Consider the following 16231-nt stretch of genomic DNA (forward strand, 5'->3'; position numbering starts at 1 on the left):
GATGGGTTGGATGAAAAAGCATCCTTCCCTGCATGGATTTGCAGGGAAGGATGTCATGGACGTGAGATATCGCTAATCGCGGCGGAGGGTTTGCACCACATTGCCCTCTGCATCTACCACATCCAGCACGATGGGCATTTGCCCGATGGCGTGGGTGGAGCAGGACAGACATGGATCGTAGGCGCGGATAGCCGCCTCGACGCGGTTGAGCATTCCTTCAGTAACCGGACCGGTGATGTAGGTCTTGGCGACCTGATCCACGGCTTCGCTCATTGCCCAGTTGTTATGTCCGGTGGAGACAATCAGGTTTACCTTCTTGATTTGTCCGTTCTGGTCGGTCCAGTAATGATGCAGTAACGTACCGCGCGGCGCTTCAATCACGCCTACGCCTTCGCCTTTGACTTCCTTGCGGGTGTTGAGAATATCGGTGCTGAGAATATCGGGGTCATCCAGGAGGAAGCGTACCCGTTCGGCGGCAAACAGGCATTCAATCATGCGGGCATAGTGATAGTACAATGTATTTTCTACCGGCTTGCCTGGATTGAGCGCTTTGAAGCGCTTGAATTCTTGATTTGCCAGCGGGGTGTCAATTTTCTCGGCAATATTCAAACGTCCCAGCGGTCCCACGCGGTAAACGCCATTGGGCCAGCCCAATTTCTTATAGTAGGGGAATTTCAAGTAGGACCAGGATTCGACATGCTCGGCAATGTAATCCAGGTAATGCTGGGCACTGAAGCGTTCCAGTTGCACGCCATCCTGTCCAATGAGGCGAATTTCGCCATCGTACAGTTCCAGCCCGTTTTCGGGGGTGATTAAGCCCAGATAGCCAGTGGGGAAGACGGCGAATTTGCGAATGTCTTCCATATTGGCTTCTGCCCAATCGCGGATGATTTGAATCCCCGTCTGAATAGTGGCGATGGATTCATCCAGTCCGGCAAGGATTTCATCCCGTTCGGCTGGTGAAAGGGCTTTGTTTACCCCACCCGGTACCGAGAAGTTCGGGTGCACCCGTTTGCCGCCCAGTATGGCAATGATAGACTGCCCCCATTTGCGCAGTTGGACGGCGCGTACTGCCAGTTCGGTGTTCATCTGTGCCACGCCAATCACGTTGCGGATGGCGGGGTCGGCATCAAAGCCAAGCAGTAAATCGGGACCAGCCAGTTCAAAAAAGTGCATGCCATGGCTCTGCACAATTTGTCCCATGTGCATCAGTTCTCTCAGCAGAGAAGCAGGGCGGGGAGGGGGACAACCCAGCACAATATCTGCGGCTTTGGAGGCTGCCAGGTGATGGCTGACCGGGCAGATGCCGCAAATGCGCGGGGTGATATACGGCATTTCGAACACCATTCTGCCTTCGCAGAATTTTTCGAAACCGCGGAATTCGTTCACATGCATGTAAGCCCGCCGGACTTTTCCTGCTTCGTCCAGGTGAATGGTCACCTTGGCGTGTCCTTCGATGCGGGTTACCGGCTCGATGGTGATTTTTTGTGCTACCATTATTCCCTCCTCACTAATGCCAGTGGAGTTTTTCATCTTTCAATTCAGGAATGCGTCCCTGCGCCAGTTCACTGAGGACGTAGAAGATTACGTCTGGATCAGGCGGGCAGCCGGGAACGAACACATCCACGGGCACCACTTCGTGAACTGCGCGCACTTTTGTCATCTTTGCCAGTTCCGGGTCGTCGGGGATTTTGCCTTCCTCGTCGGTGCTCTCGGTTTCAATGTAAGCGCGTTTCAGAACCTCATCCAGTTTGAAGAAGTTGCGCATGGCGGGTACACCGCCAAAAACCGCACAATCGCCCAGGGCAACCAGGATCTTGCAACGCTTGCGCATCTTATGGGCAACTTCTTCGTTGGCAGTATTGTTGATGCCGCCCTCTAAAATACCTACATCCACGCCGCTTTCATCCGGTTCTTTCAGGTCGGTAATGGGGGTGGCGCGGATATCCACTAATTCGGCAATTTGTAAGATGCGCTCGTCAATGTCCAGTAAAGACATGTGACAGCCTGCGCATCCTGCCATCCAATCGGAAGCAATCTTAGGTTTTGCCATTTTCTCACTCCTTCTGATAAACCATCATTAAGCAGGTTCACCAATCAGCGTAACAGGTGAGGGATGATTCTGGAATGCTTTTTGCCAATCGGTGCTCACCGGCACATCGAGCAGTTTCCCCAGTGCCATGATTGCCTCGGTGCTCGAGCGTACCCATTCGGTAGGGCGTAAAGCAGCGTGCGCTTTCTGGACTCGTCCTTCAAGGTTAATGTAGGTGCCTTCCTGCTCTGCCCACATCTCTACCGGCAAGACCACATCTGCCATTGCCGTCAGACGGGATACATGGCTCGCCGCCACTGCCAGGAATTCTGTGCCTTCCAGTTGCTGAATCAGAGCGTTGGATGGTTCATCATCGCCCAGTGCGACAAATACTGTGGGGCAGCCCTTGGGATTGAAGGAGTTAGAAAGCCCTAATTGCCCGGCGAACAGGCTGTTTGCCGCACCTTTGGCACTCACCAGTTTGGTATTGTCACCCGCCTGCTGAACAACTTCCAGTAAGGCTTTGGCACCATTTTCGTCCAGTCCTTCCCCGTACACGAAGACGGTGGTTCCGGATTTGCGAATCAAATCGGCAACTTTGGCAATCTCGGCTTCAGAAAGGCCGGCTTTGCTTGCCAGTTCACCAAATTTGCCGGAAGTCCCATTGTGTCCTTCCCGAATCGCCGCCGCCAATGCTTGCAAGGCAAAAGCCTCTTTCCCAGCGGCAGGCTTCAGGGCGATACGGGCGTATTCCGCAAAGCGATTCTCGCGGCTATCCATGACTACCAGCGCAGTGGAGGTGTTCAGTCGCCGCTTGATGAAAAAGCCCAGCACCTGATGGTCGCTGTACAAATCCAGCCCAACGGTGACCACACAATCGGCGCAGTGAAGGACGTCTAAGGTGTTTTCATGCACACCGGCTTCAGCAGCAAGCCGGGAAGCCATACCACTGCCATTCATGCTGGTAACCATCTCGGCATGTAAGCCCTCTTTGAAAAGAGATTTGAAGGCGGTCATGGCTTCGGCAGGCAGACGCGGAGAGACCAGCGCCGCGATGCCTTTGCCCTGGTGGGCTTTGAGGGTTTTTGCAATTACCTCGAGAGCCTCATCCCAGGAAGCGGGCTGCAGTTTGCCATCTTTGCGTACCATTGGGGTCTTAACGCGTTCACGTGTATCATCCAGCGGGTCAAAGCGTCCCAGCTTGCAAATCACGCCACCGTTGACCGTAGCATCCCAATCGCCAAGGATACGTACCATGCGATTATCGCGGGTGAGTACTTCCACACCACATCCCACCGAACACTGCACGCAGACGGTTCGAGTGCTTTCAGTCTTTTTCTCCAGACCCTGATAAGCACTGCGGCGGTCAATGATCGCGCCGGTGGGGCAGACCTGCGAGCAGGTACCACAGGAGATGCAGGTGCTTTCGCCGAACGGCACCCCGGTATCGGCAATCAACATGCTGTTGGCGCCGCGTTCTTCGATGCCCAGGGTGTAGTTGCCTACCAGTTCACCGCACGCACGCACGCAACGCCGACAGAGGATGCAACGGTTATGGTCAATGACCAGATTGGGATGAGAAGCATCCACCGGATAGGGTTTCCAGGCAGGCTGGTAATCCCAGTGGGTCATGCCCATGTCCAGCGCAGTGTTCTGAAGTTCGCAGTCGCCTCCAGAAACCTGGCAGTAAGGGCAAAAATGGTTGCGGTCGCTAAAGATAAGGGTTAACACGAACTTGCGCGCGGCAAGTACTTTAGGTGTGTTGGTGCGCACCACCATATTTTGGCTTACCGGCAATGTACAGGAAGGTTGCAGGGTGCGTAGTCCTTCCACTTCTACCACGCATACACGGCAACCGCCAAAGGGCTGTAAGTGGGGGTGATCACAGAGGGTAGGAATTTTGATTCCCGCCTTTTCTGCAGCACGCAGTACCGTAGTGCCTTCAGGAACTTCAACAGTTCTGCCATCTATTGTCAAGGTAACCATAGAAAAGATGTCTCCCGGGGAAATAAGAGTTCTTTTGGTGATTGGTAGAGAAAGCCTTCTTTCCCATTCTAGTTTTGGAGTGAGGGAAGGACAAGTGACATTCATCACGAGTGCGCTTGCAAAGCAACAAGAATCTTTGAAAATGCAGGGGATGAATAATGGTATAATCCTCAATCGAGGAGTGTTTTTAAGATTTTTGGGTAAAGAACAGGAGCGGCAAACCTTTGGCGTTTGATCCATTTCGATGGTTGTTAGGTTTATTCTCCCTGGATATTGGCATTGATCTGGGGACAGCGAACACCTTGGTGCATGTTCGCGGGAAAGGTATTGTGATTAATGAACCCTCATGGGTGACGATAGAAAAGCCTACCCGTCGTCCGCTGGAGGTAGGATTGCGCGCCAAGGAAATGGTGGGGCGTACCCCCGCAAATGTCATTGCTGTGCGTCCTTTGCGGGATGGTGTGGTTTCTGAGTTTGAAATAACCCGCGCCATGTTGGAGTACTTTATCAGCAAAGCGCATCAGCAATCGATTGTGCCTGCGCCCAGTCCTCGTGTTGTCATTGGGATTCCTTCGGGTGCAACCGAAGTGGAGCGCCGTGCAGTGCTGGATGCCGCCTCTGCGGCTGGAGCGCGAGAGGTGTACTTAGTGGAAGAGCCGCGTGCTGCAGCCCTGGGTGCGGGTTTGCCCGTCTCAGAAGTGCGTGGCACGATGATTGTAGATATTGGCGGTGGCACAACGGAAGTCGCCATTATCTCCATGGGAGAGATTGTGGTTTCGCGCTCTCTGCGTGTAGCCGGAGATGAACTGGATCAGGACATTATTCAGTACATTCGTAACAAGTACAACCTGTTTATTGGTGAGCGCATGGCAGAACAGGTCAAGATTCAAATTGGCTCTGCCTACCCTCTGCCGCAGGAAAAGACCATGGTGGTTCGAGGGCGCAATCTCATCAGCGGGTTGCCTGAGTCTCTGGAAGTGTCGTCGGTGGAAATTCGTGAGGCGATTTCTGGTTCATTACAGGTCATTGTAGATACGATTAAGGATGCGCTTGATGAAGCGCCGCCTGAAATCGTGGCAGATCTTATTGAAACCGGAGTGTGTCTGGCTGGCGGTGGAGCGCTCTTACAGGGGTTATCGGAGTGGTTGAGTGAAGAGTTGGGATTACGTGTATGGGTTGCCGAGGATCCGATGACCTGTGTGGCTCGGGGCGCCGGCATTGTGCTGGAAAACTTGGATCGTTATCGCAACTACCTTGCTCCAGTAGAACGGAACGGTTCCCGAGCGTAATTAGGAAGTACGTTGATACCTATTTAGAATGACCGGCTTTTTAGAACGGTTCTGGCGCACAGGCGTCATCTTTTTGATTGTGGCGGGGTTGCTTTTCCTGGCACTCGGGGGATATCTCAATCCTATGGTGCGCCTTGCCTCGACGCCGTGGATTGCCGCTCAGCGCTGGTTGATGACCCGTTATCTGGCGTTTTACGAACTGGTCAGTTCGCCGCAGGAAATGGCGGCGCTTCGCCAGCAGGTGGCTGCCCTGGAGGAAGAAAATGCCCGTTTGCGCAGTCAGGTCATTGAATTGCAGCAGGAATTGAGCAGAGCCCAGACCACCAGTGCTTTGCTGGATTTTGCTCGCTCTCGCCCAGGGGACCGGTTTGTTGGGGCTTCGGTCATTGGGCGTGATCCCAGCCCGTTTCTCCAGTATGTTTTCATCGACAAAGGCTCGGATGATGGCTTGCGCCGTGGTATGCCGGTGGTTACGGCTGAGGGCTTGGTGGGCAGAATTGACGCGGTGATTGCCAACGGTGCCCGCGTGCAGTTAATCACCGATCCCGGTGCTGCGGTCAATGTGAAAATTGCCAGTAGTGAGGTAGAAGCCATTCTGAGCGGTTCGCTCACCGGCGAACTTACTCTGGAAATGCTTCCTCAGGAAGCCACCCTCAAAGTGGGCGATGTGGTCTTGACCTCTGGTTTGGGAGGGAACTACCCGGAGAACATTCTGGTAGGGCAGATTGCCGCCCTGCGTCAGCAGGAAACCACGTTGTTCCAAACCGCTGTGGTTCAACCCGCGGTGGACTTTCGTACACTGCGCACAGTGCTGGTGATTACCAACTTTGCTCCTGTAAATCTTTCACCACTACAGCCTTCTGCACCCTGAGGAAATATGGGCATACTTTTGGGGCTTCCCATTGTCATTCTTCTGACCATTTTTCAGAGTGTCGTGGTCAGCAATATCCCATTACTGCACGGTACTGCCGATTTGGTGCTTCTGGTGTTGGCGGCGCTTGCTCTTCAAGAGCGCATTTCCACGATTTATGAATGGGCAGTGATGGCGGGAATTTTGATGGGACTGGTTTCTGCTGTTCCCTGGTTTATTCCGGTGTTTGGCTATGTGGGAACGGTTGCTCTTGCGCGTTTCCTCAAGCGTCAGGTGTGGCAAACTCCTGTGCTGGCGATGCTCCTCACCACCTTGAGCGGCTCGGTGGTGATGCTGGGGATGCAGATGCTGGCACTTCAAGCCCAGGAAGTGCCCATTTCAATTGTGGAGAGCATCGATCTGGTCATTTTACCGGCAGTGTTTTTGAATGTTTTGCTGGCTCTACCTGTTTATGCTTTGACGATAGATCTTACTCGTTCTGTGTACCCGGAAGAGGTGGAGGTATGAGTTTCCCATCCATTCATCATGAGGGTTTGGAGCGATCACGGCTGGCGGTGGTTTATGCGCTGGCTATTCTGATCGTAGGATTTTATATTTACAAGTTGTTCGAATATCAAATCGTTCAGGGGGCTGATTTTGCCGCCCGTGCCGATGAAAATCGCCGCTCTGAAATCAGCGTTCCCACTCAGCGTGGGCTCATTATGGATCGGAATGGCTTTGTCCTGGCGCGCAACGTTCCGGCGTATCATGTGACCATTACCCCAGCATATCTTCCTGGTGATCCTACCGCAGGCGGCGATCCGGATGCGCTTAATACTGCACTGGATGACCGCGTGCAGGAAGTGTATCGCAAATTATCAGAACTGGTGGGGATTCCTGTCAGTCAGGGCGTCATCAATGAAGAAACCGTGAAAGCCTTCTCGCCCTGTCAAACCGATTTGGGAATTGCCCAGATTGTGTATATCGCCGACACCAATGCCCCTTATCAGCCTATGCGGGTTGCCTGCAACGTACCTGCCGAGACAGCGATGGTCATTCGTGCCCGCTCTGCCGATCTGCCGGGTGTGGGTATCGAGACCGAACCCGTCCGTGATTATCCTACCGGCTCATTAACTGCCACGGTCATTGGGTTTCTTGGACCTGTTCCTGCCGGTCAACAGGCATATTACGAAGAAAAAGGGCTGGTCTCTGGTCGGGATAAGGTAGGGTATGCCGGTATCGAAGCCACCATGCAGGATATCCTGGCAGGGCGCAATGGTAAGCGTGTTGTGGAAGTGGATGGCGCCGGGAAAGAACTGCGCAATCTCGAACCGCCCATTGAACCTGTTCCCGGTAACACCATTCGTTTAACACTGGATACCCGCTTGCAAAGTGTGGCGCAGGAAGCCCTGACCGGGACGATTGACTACTGGAACCGTCGACTGAATAAAATCCGTTCTTCCAGCGGGGTGGTGATTGCCATGAATCCCAAAACGGGAGAAATTCTGGCGCTGGTATCCTATCCTTCTTATGAAAACAACCGCATGGCGCGTTTTATCCCGGAGTACTATTACCGCCAGTTGCTGGCAGACCCGAATAAACCGCTCTTTAATCATGCCATTTCGGCGGAGTATCCTCCCGGCTCGGTGTTCAAATTGCCTACGGCAGTTGGGGCGTTGAACGAGGGGGTGATTACGCCGGAAAAGGAACTCAACGATCCCGGAAAAATCACCATCATTCAAAAGGCTTTGCCAAACTCTCCCGGAACACCCTTTGATTACGTGTGTTATGACGAGAATGGTCATGGTAATGTCAACTGGCTGAGAGGGGTTGCGCTTTCCTGTGACGTGTATTTCTATAAAATTGGCGGTGGGTATGCGCCGGATGGCGTTTCGGGTTTAGGGATCTGGCGCCTTGCTGAGTATTCCCGTGCCTTGGGGTATGGCTCGCCTACGGGTATCGAGCTGCCTGGTGAAGCCAATGGTTTGATTCCCGACCCAGACTGGAAACGCCGTACCCAGGGCGAGTCCTGGACTACAGGTGATACCTATATTGCTTCGATGGGACAGGGATATGTGCTTTCAACTCCGCTTCAGGTACTGGTTTCTGCCGCCATCCTTGCCAATGATGGCAAATACATGCAACCCACGTTGATTCGTGAAATTTTGGATGCAGAGGGAAATGTCGTTAAGCCCTTCGAGCCGCGTTTAAAGTGGGACATCACCAAAGACCCGGTGATACGTGTGTACGATGAGAACAACCTGCTCACTGGCGAGCGAAAGACCGTGCAGCCTTGGGTTGTTTCCCTGGCGAAAGATGCCATGCGGCTGGTGGTGACCGAAGGTACGGCAAAGAATGTATTTGCCGATAGCCCGGTGCAGAACTCTGCCGGAAAAACCGGCACGGCTGAGTATTGTGATAATATCGCCAATCAGCAGGGACTTTGCATCCGGGGAAGTTGGCCCACCCATTCATGGTATTTTGGTTACGCTCCCTATGACGACCCGGAAATTGCTGTGGTGGCTTTCGTGTATAATGGTGGCGAGGGTGCAAGTGTAGCCGCGCCCATTGTGCGTAAGGTGCTGGAGGGCTACTTTGAGTTGAAGTCGATTGATGCGGGGAAATGAAGGCATGGTCACACGGAAGCCTCAGGCGGTAACCATCAAAGGTGTGCGGGATGGGTTGCTCATCACTCTGGCAGAAGGCACCTGGCAAGAACTCCGGCCTGCGCTTTTGCAAACCATGGAAGAGCGCTTGGGCTTTCTGAAAGGCGCGCGGGTAGCCCTGGATGTGGGCGATCAACTGGTGCATGCCGCCGATTTGGGTGCTCTCCGGGACCAATTTTCGGAATGGGGCATAACGCTCTATGCAGTGATCAGCCGTTCTCCGGTAACTGAGCAAAATGCTCAAGCCTTGGGGTTGGCTACCCGCCTGTCGATACCACGACCTGAGCGCACTATCCGCCCATTGGAAAGCCATATTCAAGGGGAAAATGCCATCTTTGTTCAGCGCACGGTGCGTTCTGGCTTTAAGGTGTCCCATCACGGGCATATTGTCATCTTTGGGGATGTGAACCCCGGTGGTGAGGTGCTGGCGGGAGGAAATATTCTGGTTTGGGGAAAACTTAAAGGCAGTGTACATGCTGGGATGGATGGGAATGAACAGGCCATCATTTGTGCGTTAGAATTAGAGCCAACCAGTTTGCGTATAGCCGGTTATCCTCTGACTTTGCCGCCTCGAAAGGGTAAGCCGGAACCGCAAATGGTGCGCATGGAAGAAGGGCGAGCCATTGTTGAAACCTGGAAATCGAAAAAATAAGGGAGCATCAGACGGATGACAGCGAGTGTGATTACTTTTACTTCCGGAAAAGGTGGTGTGGGCAAGACAACCACAACCGCGAATGTGGCGGTTGCCCTGGCACTGCTGGGCAAGAAAGTGGTTTGCATTGATGGCGATATTGGATTGCGTAATCTGGATCTGGTGTTGGGGTTGGAAAATCGCATTGTGTACGATGTGGTGGATGTAGTGGAAGGGCGCTGTCGTCTGCGTCAGGCAATGATTCGCGATAAGCGTTTGCCTGAACTTTACTTGATTCCGGCAGCACAAACCCGGGATAAAAATGCGCTTTCCCCCTCTGATATGGTGCGTTTGTGCGATGAATTGCGCTCGGATTTCGATTACATTTGCATCGATTCCCCCGCAGGCATTGAGCGTGGTTTTCGCAATGCCATTGCTCCGGCAGATCAGGTGGTGGTGGTCACTAACCCCGAGGTCTCTGCTGTGCGGGATGCCGATCGGGTGATTGGTTTGGTGGAAGCCGAAGAAAAAGGACCTGCGAGGTTGATTCTTAACCGCGTTAATCCTGCTATGGTGAAACGCAACGAGATGCTTTCTCCAGAGGATGTTCTGGAACTGCTGGCAATCGATTTGCTGGGAATCGTCCCGGAGGATGAGAATGTGGTCATCAGTACCAACCGTGGACAACCCATTGCCCTCAACGGAAAAACGCGCGCCGGAGAAGCCTTTCACAATATAGCCCGGCGCTTGAACGGGGAAGATGTTCCTTTGATGAAACTGGATGACAAACAGGATTTCTTCAGCAAACTGGCAAGGATGATGCGTTCGGGAGGCAGTTGATATGGCAGGGTGGCTGGACTGGCTTATGGGGCAACGAAACAAAAGCGCCGATCAGGCTAAAGAGCGTCTCAAACTGGTCTTAATCAATGACCGCACCGATTTGTCTCCGGCACAGATGGAACAACTTAAGAATGATTTATTGGCGGTGATTGAACGCTATATTGCCATTGATCCAGCCCGGGTGCATATCACCATGTCTCAGGAAGGACGCGAACATCGCCTCCTCGCGGATATTCCCCTCAAGCCTGCCACCCGCAAGCGCTAGACAAGAGTCTTCCTGTGAAATTGCTTAAAGGTAATTTGTATGATTCAACGTGAGACATGGAAGCACTTTGACTACTGGCTTCTTGGTGCGGTAGTCATTCTTTCTGTCTTTGGCATTGCCATGATTCGTTCTGCCATTGCCGGGAATGAAGTGCTGGCAGAACTGGTTCAGCGCCAGACCATTTACGTCATCATCGGGTTTGTCGTTATCCTGTTCATGGCGTCTCTGGATTACCGTTATTTTTCTGCGCTCTCTCAGGTGCTTTATATTGGAGCCATTGTCTCGCTGTTAATTATTTTTGTTTTTGGAACGGCGTTTTTTGGCTCAGCACGCTGGCTGGATACGGGCTTAATTTTGATTCAGCCATCTGAACTGGCCAAAATTATCATGATTATTGTGCTGGCAGATTTCTTTGCCCGTACCCGTGACCGCAAGAAGGATTTGCGCTGGATTTTTCAGAGTTTTCTGCTCACGTTTGGGGTGGTCATCTGGATTTTGTTGCAACCAAATCTCTCCACTTCCATCGTAATCATGGTCATCTGGTTTTCCATGCTTTGGGTAAGCGGCTTACCGGTCAAATACTTGTGGATTTTGCTTGGGGTGAGTATTGTTCTATTGCTGGTAATTATCCTGATGCTGTTTAGCGGGCAAAAGATTCCTTTTATTGAGGACTATCAGTTAAAACGTATTGTGGACTTTCTCTTTCCTGACCCCAATTCCCGGCATGGGAATATTTTTAACGTCCAGCAAGCCCTGATCAGTATTGGGTCAGGTGGGTTGTTCGGGAGCGGTTACGGTCACAGCACTCAGGTACAGTTACGTTTCCTCAAAGTGCGTCATACCGATTTCATCTTCTCTGCAATGGCGGCGGAATTTGGCTTTGTGGGCACGGTGGTCATTATTTTGCTTCTGGTTTTTGTGATCATTCGCTGTTTCCGTGCCGCTGCTATTGCCGCTGACCCATTTGGTGCTTTGATTGCCTACGGCTTTGGTGTGCTGCTATTCTTCCAGATGGCTGTGAATATTGGGGTAAATCTGAATGTTATCCCGGTGACGGGTTTGACCCTGCCATTTATCAGTTACGGGGGCAGTTCCATGTTATCATTAGCCTTCGGCATTGGTTTGGTGGAAAGCGTTGTCAGCCGCCACAAAGTGCTGGAATTCTAATTCGATCATTGGAGCGAGGGAATGACCGATTACAGTAAACCTGTGCGTGTGCGGTTTGCTCCATCTCCTACGGGGCGAATGCATCTGGGGAGTGGGCGAACAGCGCTCTACAACTACTTGCTGGCGCGAAAAACCGGGGGACAATTCATCCTCAGAATTGAAGATACAGACCAGAAACGATATGTGCCTACTGCCGAGCAGGAATTGATTGACGGCATGCACTGGCTGGGACTGCAGTGGGACGAAGGTCCCGATGTAGGGGGACCCTATGGCCCTTACCGCCAGAGCGAGCGCAAAGAAATTTACCTGCATTACGCTCGTCAACTGGTGGAGAGCGGGCACGCGTATTACTGTTTTTGCACCCCGGAGCGCCTCGAAAAGGTGCGTCAGGAACAGCAAGCCCGCAAAGAACAACCCCACTATGATGGCACCTGCCGTCATATTGACCCCGATGAAGCCGCACGGCGGGTTGCCCGCGGCGAGCGTCATGTGATTCGTTTCAAGACGCCCCGCGAAGGGGTGACGGTGGTGAGAGACCTTCTCCGCGGTGAGATTACCGTGGAAAATCGTTTGATTGATGATTATGTGATTGTCAAGTCTGATGGACTGGCGCTGTATCATCTTGCCGCAATGGTGGACGACCATCTAATGAAGATCACCCATGTCTTCCGTGGTGCGGAATGGTTGCCAACCTTCCCCCTGCATGCGCTCATCATCCGCGCGTTTGGCTGGCAGGAACCGGAGTTTATTCACCTGTCCGTGTTCCTCAAACCCAGTGGCAAGGGTAAGATGAGCAAGCGCGAAGCCGCTGACTTGATGAAGGACGGTTATTCCATTTTTGTGACCGATTTTAAAGACCTGGGGTACCTGCCCGAAGCCGTGGTGAACTGGATTGCCCTGATGGGTTGGAGCTACGACGATCATACAGAATTTTTCACTATGCCCGACCTGATTGAAAAATTCTCTCTGGAAGGTCTGAATCCCTCTCCGGCGGCAATTAATTTCACCAAACTGGATCACTTCAATGGTTTGCATATCCGCCACCTCTCTCTGCCTGACCTGGCTCAGCGGGTGAAACCCTTCCTGGTCTCGGCGGGGTATGCGGTGGATGATGAAAAATTGCTCCACATTGCGCCGCTCATTCAACCGCGCCTGACTACGCTGGATGATGTTGTGTCAATGGCGGGCTTTTTCTTCAAGGATGAAGTCGAACCCGACCCTGCCGCGCTGGTTCCCAAAGGATTGACCCCTGCCGAAGCGGTGCAGGTTGCCCGGCGCAGTCTGGCAGTGCTGGAGGGCTTACCCGAGGTCTCGCCGGAAGTCGCTGAGCCGCCCATGCGGGCGCTGGTCGAGGAATTAGGGCTTTCTGCCGGGCAGGTCTTTGGCATTTTGCGGGTCGCAGTGACCGGGCAAACCGTCAGTCCCCCGCTGTTTGAAAGCATGGAGATTATCGGGCGGGAAACCTGTCTCAAGCGGGTGCGCCGCGCCATTGAATTGCTGGAGGCAATGGTATAAAAAGAGCGGGGATCCCCGCTCTCTTTTTATCTATCTGGATGATGAAGGAATGATTCCAGCAAACCCTTTTCCAGAAGAACCAGGCACATATTTTCTGGCATATCACCTGAGAGCATCAGGGGAGTACCGCATTGGACGCTTTGCTTCTGCATTTTTGCCTGAAGGGATTTATTTCTATACTGGCAGTGCCTGGACAAGAGGGGGCTTGTGTGCGCGTTTGTCCTATCATTTGCGTCTTCCCGAACATCCTCACTGGCATCTGGACTGGTTAAAACCCCATCTGAACCTGTTGGGGGCAGGCTGGCAGGTGGAAGTGCGCGCCGAATGTCAATGGGCGCAAGCACTCATTGCTCACCCGCAGGCAAGTGTGCCTATACCGGGCTTTGGTGCCAGTGATTGCAGGCAACATTGTCCCGCGCATTGGGTGTTTTTTGGTACAATGGGAGGGCATCACGCTTGGAGGAAGATCGTTGAAGAAACTCTTGCGCAACTACTGGATGCTCCTTCTGGTTTCTGGAGCGGTGATATTGCTGGATCAATGGACGAAAGCCCTGGTGCGGGCTCATCTGGCGCCGGGTGAGATGTGGGCACCCTGGGACTGGCTCATGCCCTATGCCCGCTTCGTTAACTGGTATAACACGGGGGTGGCTTTTGGATTGTTCCAGGGCAAAGGGGATTGGTTCATCTTTTTAGCCATACTGGTTGCTGTATTCATCGTGTTGTACTATCCCCGGGTGCCCGATCAGGACTGGAGTCTGCGCCTTGCCATGAGCCTGCAGTTGGGCGGGGCACTGGGTAACATGATTGACCGCTTGAAGCAGGGATTTGTCACGGATTTTATCTCGGTCGGTACTTTTCCGGTCTTTAACATTGCCGATTCCAGCATTACCATTGGAGTGATCATCCTTTTACTGGGGGTGTATCTGCAGGAACGCCGCGAACGTCGCAGGGCTCAGGAATCCCAGGAAATTCCACCCCAAAATTCGGCTGTTGAGTAAATGCAAGATCAGGTCTTTGTTTTCACTTGCGAACCTCATCAGGAAGGGCGCCTGGACAAGTTTCTGGTAGCGCACTTTCCCGAACTCAGCCGTTCCCAAATTCAGGGACTGATTCGAGACGGTTTTGTACGGGTCTCTGGAAAAACTGTTCAGAAAACAGGCTTTCTGGTGGAGGCGGGCAAGGAAGTGGAGATTCGCATTCCGCCCCCGCAGCCTACGTCTCTTGAACCTGAGCCTATCCCACTGGAAGTCATCTTCGAAAATCAGGATTTATTGCTGGTGAACAAGCCAGCCGGGATGGTGGTGCATCCTTCGGCAGGGCACGATCGCGGCACGTTGGTACATGCAGCGCTGGCGCATATTCCCGAACTGGAAGGCATCCATGGGGAGGAACGCCCGGGGGTCGTGCATCGTCTGGATAAGGACACCTCTGGCTTAATTTTGCTGGCAAAAAATGACCGTGCTCATCGCTGGTTACAGGATCAGTTCCGCTTGCGAAAGGTGCAGAAAACGTATCTGGCGCTGGTGGATGGTCGCCCCCCTACGCCAACAGGTCGTATTGAAGCGCCCATTGGCCGTGACCCCAAAAATCGACAGCGTATGGCGGTGGTGCCACCTGAAAAAGGACGCGAGGCGGTGAGCGAGTATTTCACCCGCGAAGTTTTTCCTTCTCATACGCTTTTGGAAGTGCATCCGCTGACCGGGCGTACGCATCAGATTCGCGTCCATCTGGCATTCATTGGCTGTCCGGTAGCAGGCGATCTCATCTATGGGCACAAGCATGCCACCGTATCATTAAACCGCCATTTTCTGCACGCTTATCGTCTGACCATTCAATTGCCCGGAGAGTCGTCTCCGCGCACTTTTGAAGCCCCTCTACCATCAGAATTGGAACAGGTTTTACAAGTCTTGCGTGGAAGGACAACCACATGATTAACCATTTCATTGACTTACGTTCCGACACAGTCACACATCCCACTCCCGAAATGCGCCAGGCGATGGCACAGGCGGAAGTGGGTGACGATGTCATGGGAGAAGACCCCACGGTTAATCGCCTCGAGGAACTTGCCGCCGAAAAGATGGGCAAGGAAGCCGGATTGTTCGTTCCTTCGGGAACGATGGGCAATTTGACAGCCATTCTGACCCATTGTGGGCGTGGCGATGAGATGATTGTTGGGCATCTTTCCCATACCTACCTGTTTGAGGCGGGTGGCTCTGCCGCGCTGGGTGGGGTACATCCTTTTGTTCTGCAAAATCAGCCCGATGGTACCCTGCGATTGGAAGATTTGAGGCACGCTGTGCGCGAAGACGACCCGCATTATCCTACCACCAGGTTAATCATTCTGGAAAATACCCATAATCGTTGTGGGGGGGTGGTGTTGACTCCGGAGTACATGCGGGCGGTAGGCACTTTTGCCCGCGAAAAAGGTTTGAAACTTCACGTGGACGGCGCGCGCATTTTTAATGCTGCAGTGGCTTTAGGGGTGCTTGCAGTGGATTTGGTGCGTGATGCCGACTCGGTGACTTTTTGTTTGAGCAAAGGCTTGTGTGCGCCTGTAGGTTCAGTATTGTGTGGTTCACGGGAGTTTATTGCCAGAGCGCGGCGCATCCGCAAGCAGTTAGGCGGGGGCATGCGACAGGCAGGTATTCTTGCCGCTGCGGGGATTGTGGCACTGGAAAAAATGGTTGAACGACTGGCAGAAGATCATCGTCGCGCCCGTAGGCTTGCCGAGGGGTTGAGTAGCGTCAAAGGGTTGGTTGTAGAAAATCCTCAACCGGCTACCAACATGGTGTACGTGCGGCTTGGAGACATGGTCCAGCAGGATGCCCCGCAGGTGGCAGAAGAACTTGAAAAACTTGGCATCAAATCGCACTGGGTGGATTCAAGGCGTTTCCGTCTGGTCACGCACTATTGGGTCAATGACGAGGACATTTCCCGCACCATTCATGCCTTTGCTCAGGTGTTGAGGTGAATTTTTCGTCAAACTGCCA

17 protein-coding genes are annotated in these 16231 nt (G+C 53.0%); 14 read left to right on the plus strand and 3 right to left on the minus strand.

What is annotated here, in order from left to right:
• Positions 1–72 precede the first annotated feature (72 nt).
• The 3 genes from ANT_RS04825 to ANT_RS16115 are packed head-to-tail and all read right to left on the minus strand — an operon-like array spanning position 73 to position 4018.
• On the minus strand, positions 73–1497 hold the full coding sequence (locus tag ANT_RS04825; protein WP_013559391.1) for a Ni/Fe hydrogenase subunit alpha: 1425 nt from the start codon (positions 1495–1497) through the stop codon (positions 73–75).
• Between the two features lie 13 nt (positions 1498–1510).
• A complete protein-coding gene (locus ANT_RS04830) occupies positions 1511–2053 on the minus strand; it encodes an NADH-quinone oxidoreductase subunit B family protein (protein ID WP_013559392.1) in 543 nt (180 codons plus the stop codon).
• 27 nt (positions 2054–2080) lie between these two features.
• Complete coding sequence (locus tag ANT_RS16115) at positions 2081–4018, minus strand: molybdopterin-dependent oxidoreductase (RefSeq protein ID WP_049784821.1); 1938 nt, start codon at positions 4016–4018, stop codon at positions 2081–2083.
• 7 nt (positions 4019–4025) lie between these two features.
• On the opposite strand from ANT_RS16115, the gene ANT_RS17550 reads away from it, so the two are divergent.
• The 14 genes from ANT_RS17550 to ltaE are packed head-to-tail and all read left to right on the plus strand — an operon-like array spanning position 4026 to position 16212.
• Complete coding sequence (locus ANT_RS17550; RefSeq protein ID WP_049784822.1) at positions 4026–4253, plus strand: hypothetical protein; 228 nt, start codon at positions 4026–4028, stop codon at positions 4251–4253.
• The gene (locus tag ANT_RS04840; protein ID WP_013559394.1) at positions 4243–5307 is read left to right on the plus strand and encodes a rod shape-determining protein; all 1065 of its coding nucleotides are present in this window, start codon (positions 4243–4245) and stop codon (positions 5305–5307) included. Before ANT_RS17550 ends, ANT_RS04840 begins: the two co-directional genes overlap by 11 nt.
• Positions 5308–5335: 28 nt before the next feature.
• Positions 5336–6178, plus strand: coding sequence for a rod shape-determining protein MreC (gene mreC / locus ANT_RS04845; protein ID WP_013559395.1), 843 nt, complete (start codon positions 5336–5338; stop codon positions 6176–6178).
• Between the two features lie 6 nt (positions 6179–6184).
• Positions 6185–6685 carry a hypothetical protein gene (locus ANT_RS17555; protein WP_013559396.1) on the plus strand — a complete coding sequence of 167 codons (501 nt, stop codon included), beginning with the start codon at positions 6185–6187 and terminating at the stop codon, positions 6683–6685.
• Complete coding sequence (gene mrdA / locus ANT_RS04855) at positions 6682–8784, plus strand: penicillin-binding protein 2 (protein ID WP_013559397.1); 2103 nt, start codon at positions 6682–6684, stop codon at positions 8782–8784. Before ANT_RS17555 ends, mrdA begins: the two co-directional genes overlap by 4 nt.
• Positions 8785–8788: 4 nt before the next feature.
• Complete coding sequence (minC, locus tag ANT_RS04860; protein ID WP_013559398.1) at positions 8789–9475, plus strand: septum site-determining protein MinC; 687 nt, start codon at positions 8789–8791, stop codon at positions 9473–9475.
• 15 nt (positions 9476–9490) lie between these two features.
• Positions 9491–10294: a septum site-determining protein MinD gene (gene minD, locus ANT_RS04865; RefSeq protein ID WP_013559399.1), complete on the plus strand. Its 804-nt coding sequence runs from the start codon at positions 9491–9493 to the stop codon at positions 10292–10294.
• A gap of 1 nt (position 10295) precedes the next feature.
• Positions 10296–10559: a cell division topological specificity factor MinE gene (minE, locus tag ANT_RS04870; protein ID WP_013559400.1), complete on the plus strand. Its 264-nt coding sequence runs from the start codon at positions 10296–10298 to the stop codon at positions 10557–10559.
• Positions 10560–10598: 39 nt separating this feature from the next.
• A complete protein-coding gene (locus tag ANT_RS04875) occupies positions 10599–11726 on the plus strand; it encodes an FtsW/RodA/SpoVE family cell cycle protein (RefSeq protein WP_013559401.1) in 1128 nt (375 codons plus the stop codon).
• 21 nt (positions 11727–11747) lie between these two features.
• On the plus strand, positions 11748–13241 hold the full coding sequence (gltX, locus tag ANT_RS04880) for a glutamate--tRNA ligase (protein ID WP_013559402.1): 1494 nt from the start codon (positions 11748–11750) through the stop codon (positions 13239–13241).
• Positions 13242–13290: 49 nt separating this feature from the next.
• Positions 13291–13821 carry a GIY-YIG nuclease family protein gene (locus ANT_RS16955; protein WP_013559403.1) on the plus strand — a complete coding sequence of 177 codons (531 nt, stop codon included), beginning with the start codon at positions 13291–13293 and terminating at the stop codon, positions 13819–13821.
• Positions 13769–14239, plus strand: coding sequence for a signal peptidase II (gene lspA / locus ANT_RS04890; RefSeq protein WP_231854310.1), 471 nt, complete (start codon positions 13769–13771; stop codon positions 14237–14239). The genes ANT_RS16955 and lspA overlap by 53 nt, the downstream gene beginning before the upstream one ends.
• On the plus strand, positions 14240–15172 hold the full coding sequence (locus ANT_RS04895; RefSeq protein WP_013559405.1) for an RluA family pseudouridine synthase: 933 nt from the start codon (positions 14240–14242) through the stop codon (positions 15170–15172).
• Positions 15169–16212: a low-specificity L-threonine aldolase gene (ltaE, locus tag ANT_RS04900; protein ID WP_013559406.1), complete on the plus strand. Its 1044-nt coding sequence runs from the start codon at positions 15169–15171 to the stop codon at positions 16210–16212. Before ANT_RS04895 ends, ltaE begins: the two co-directional genes overlap by 4 nt.
• Positions 16213–16231: the final 19 nt, after the last annotated feature.

It is taken from the genome of Anaerolinea thermophila UNI-1, from assembly GCF_000199675.1.
GTDB lineage: Bacteria > Chloroflexota > Anaerolineae > Anaerolineales > Anaerolineaceae > Anaerolinea > Anaerolinea thermophila.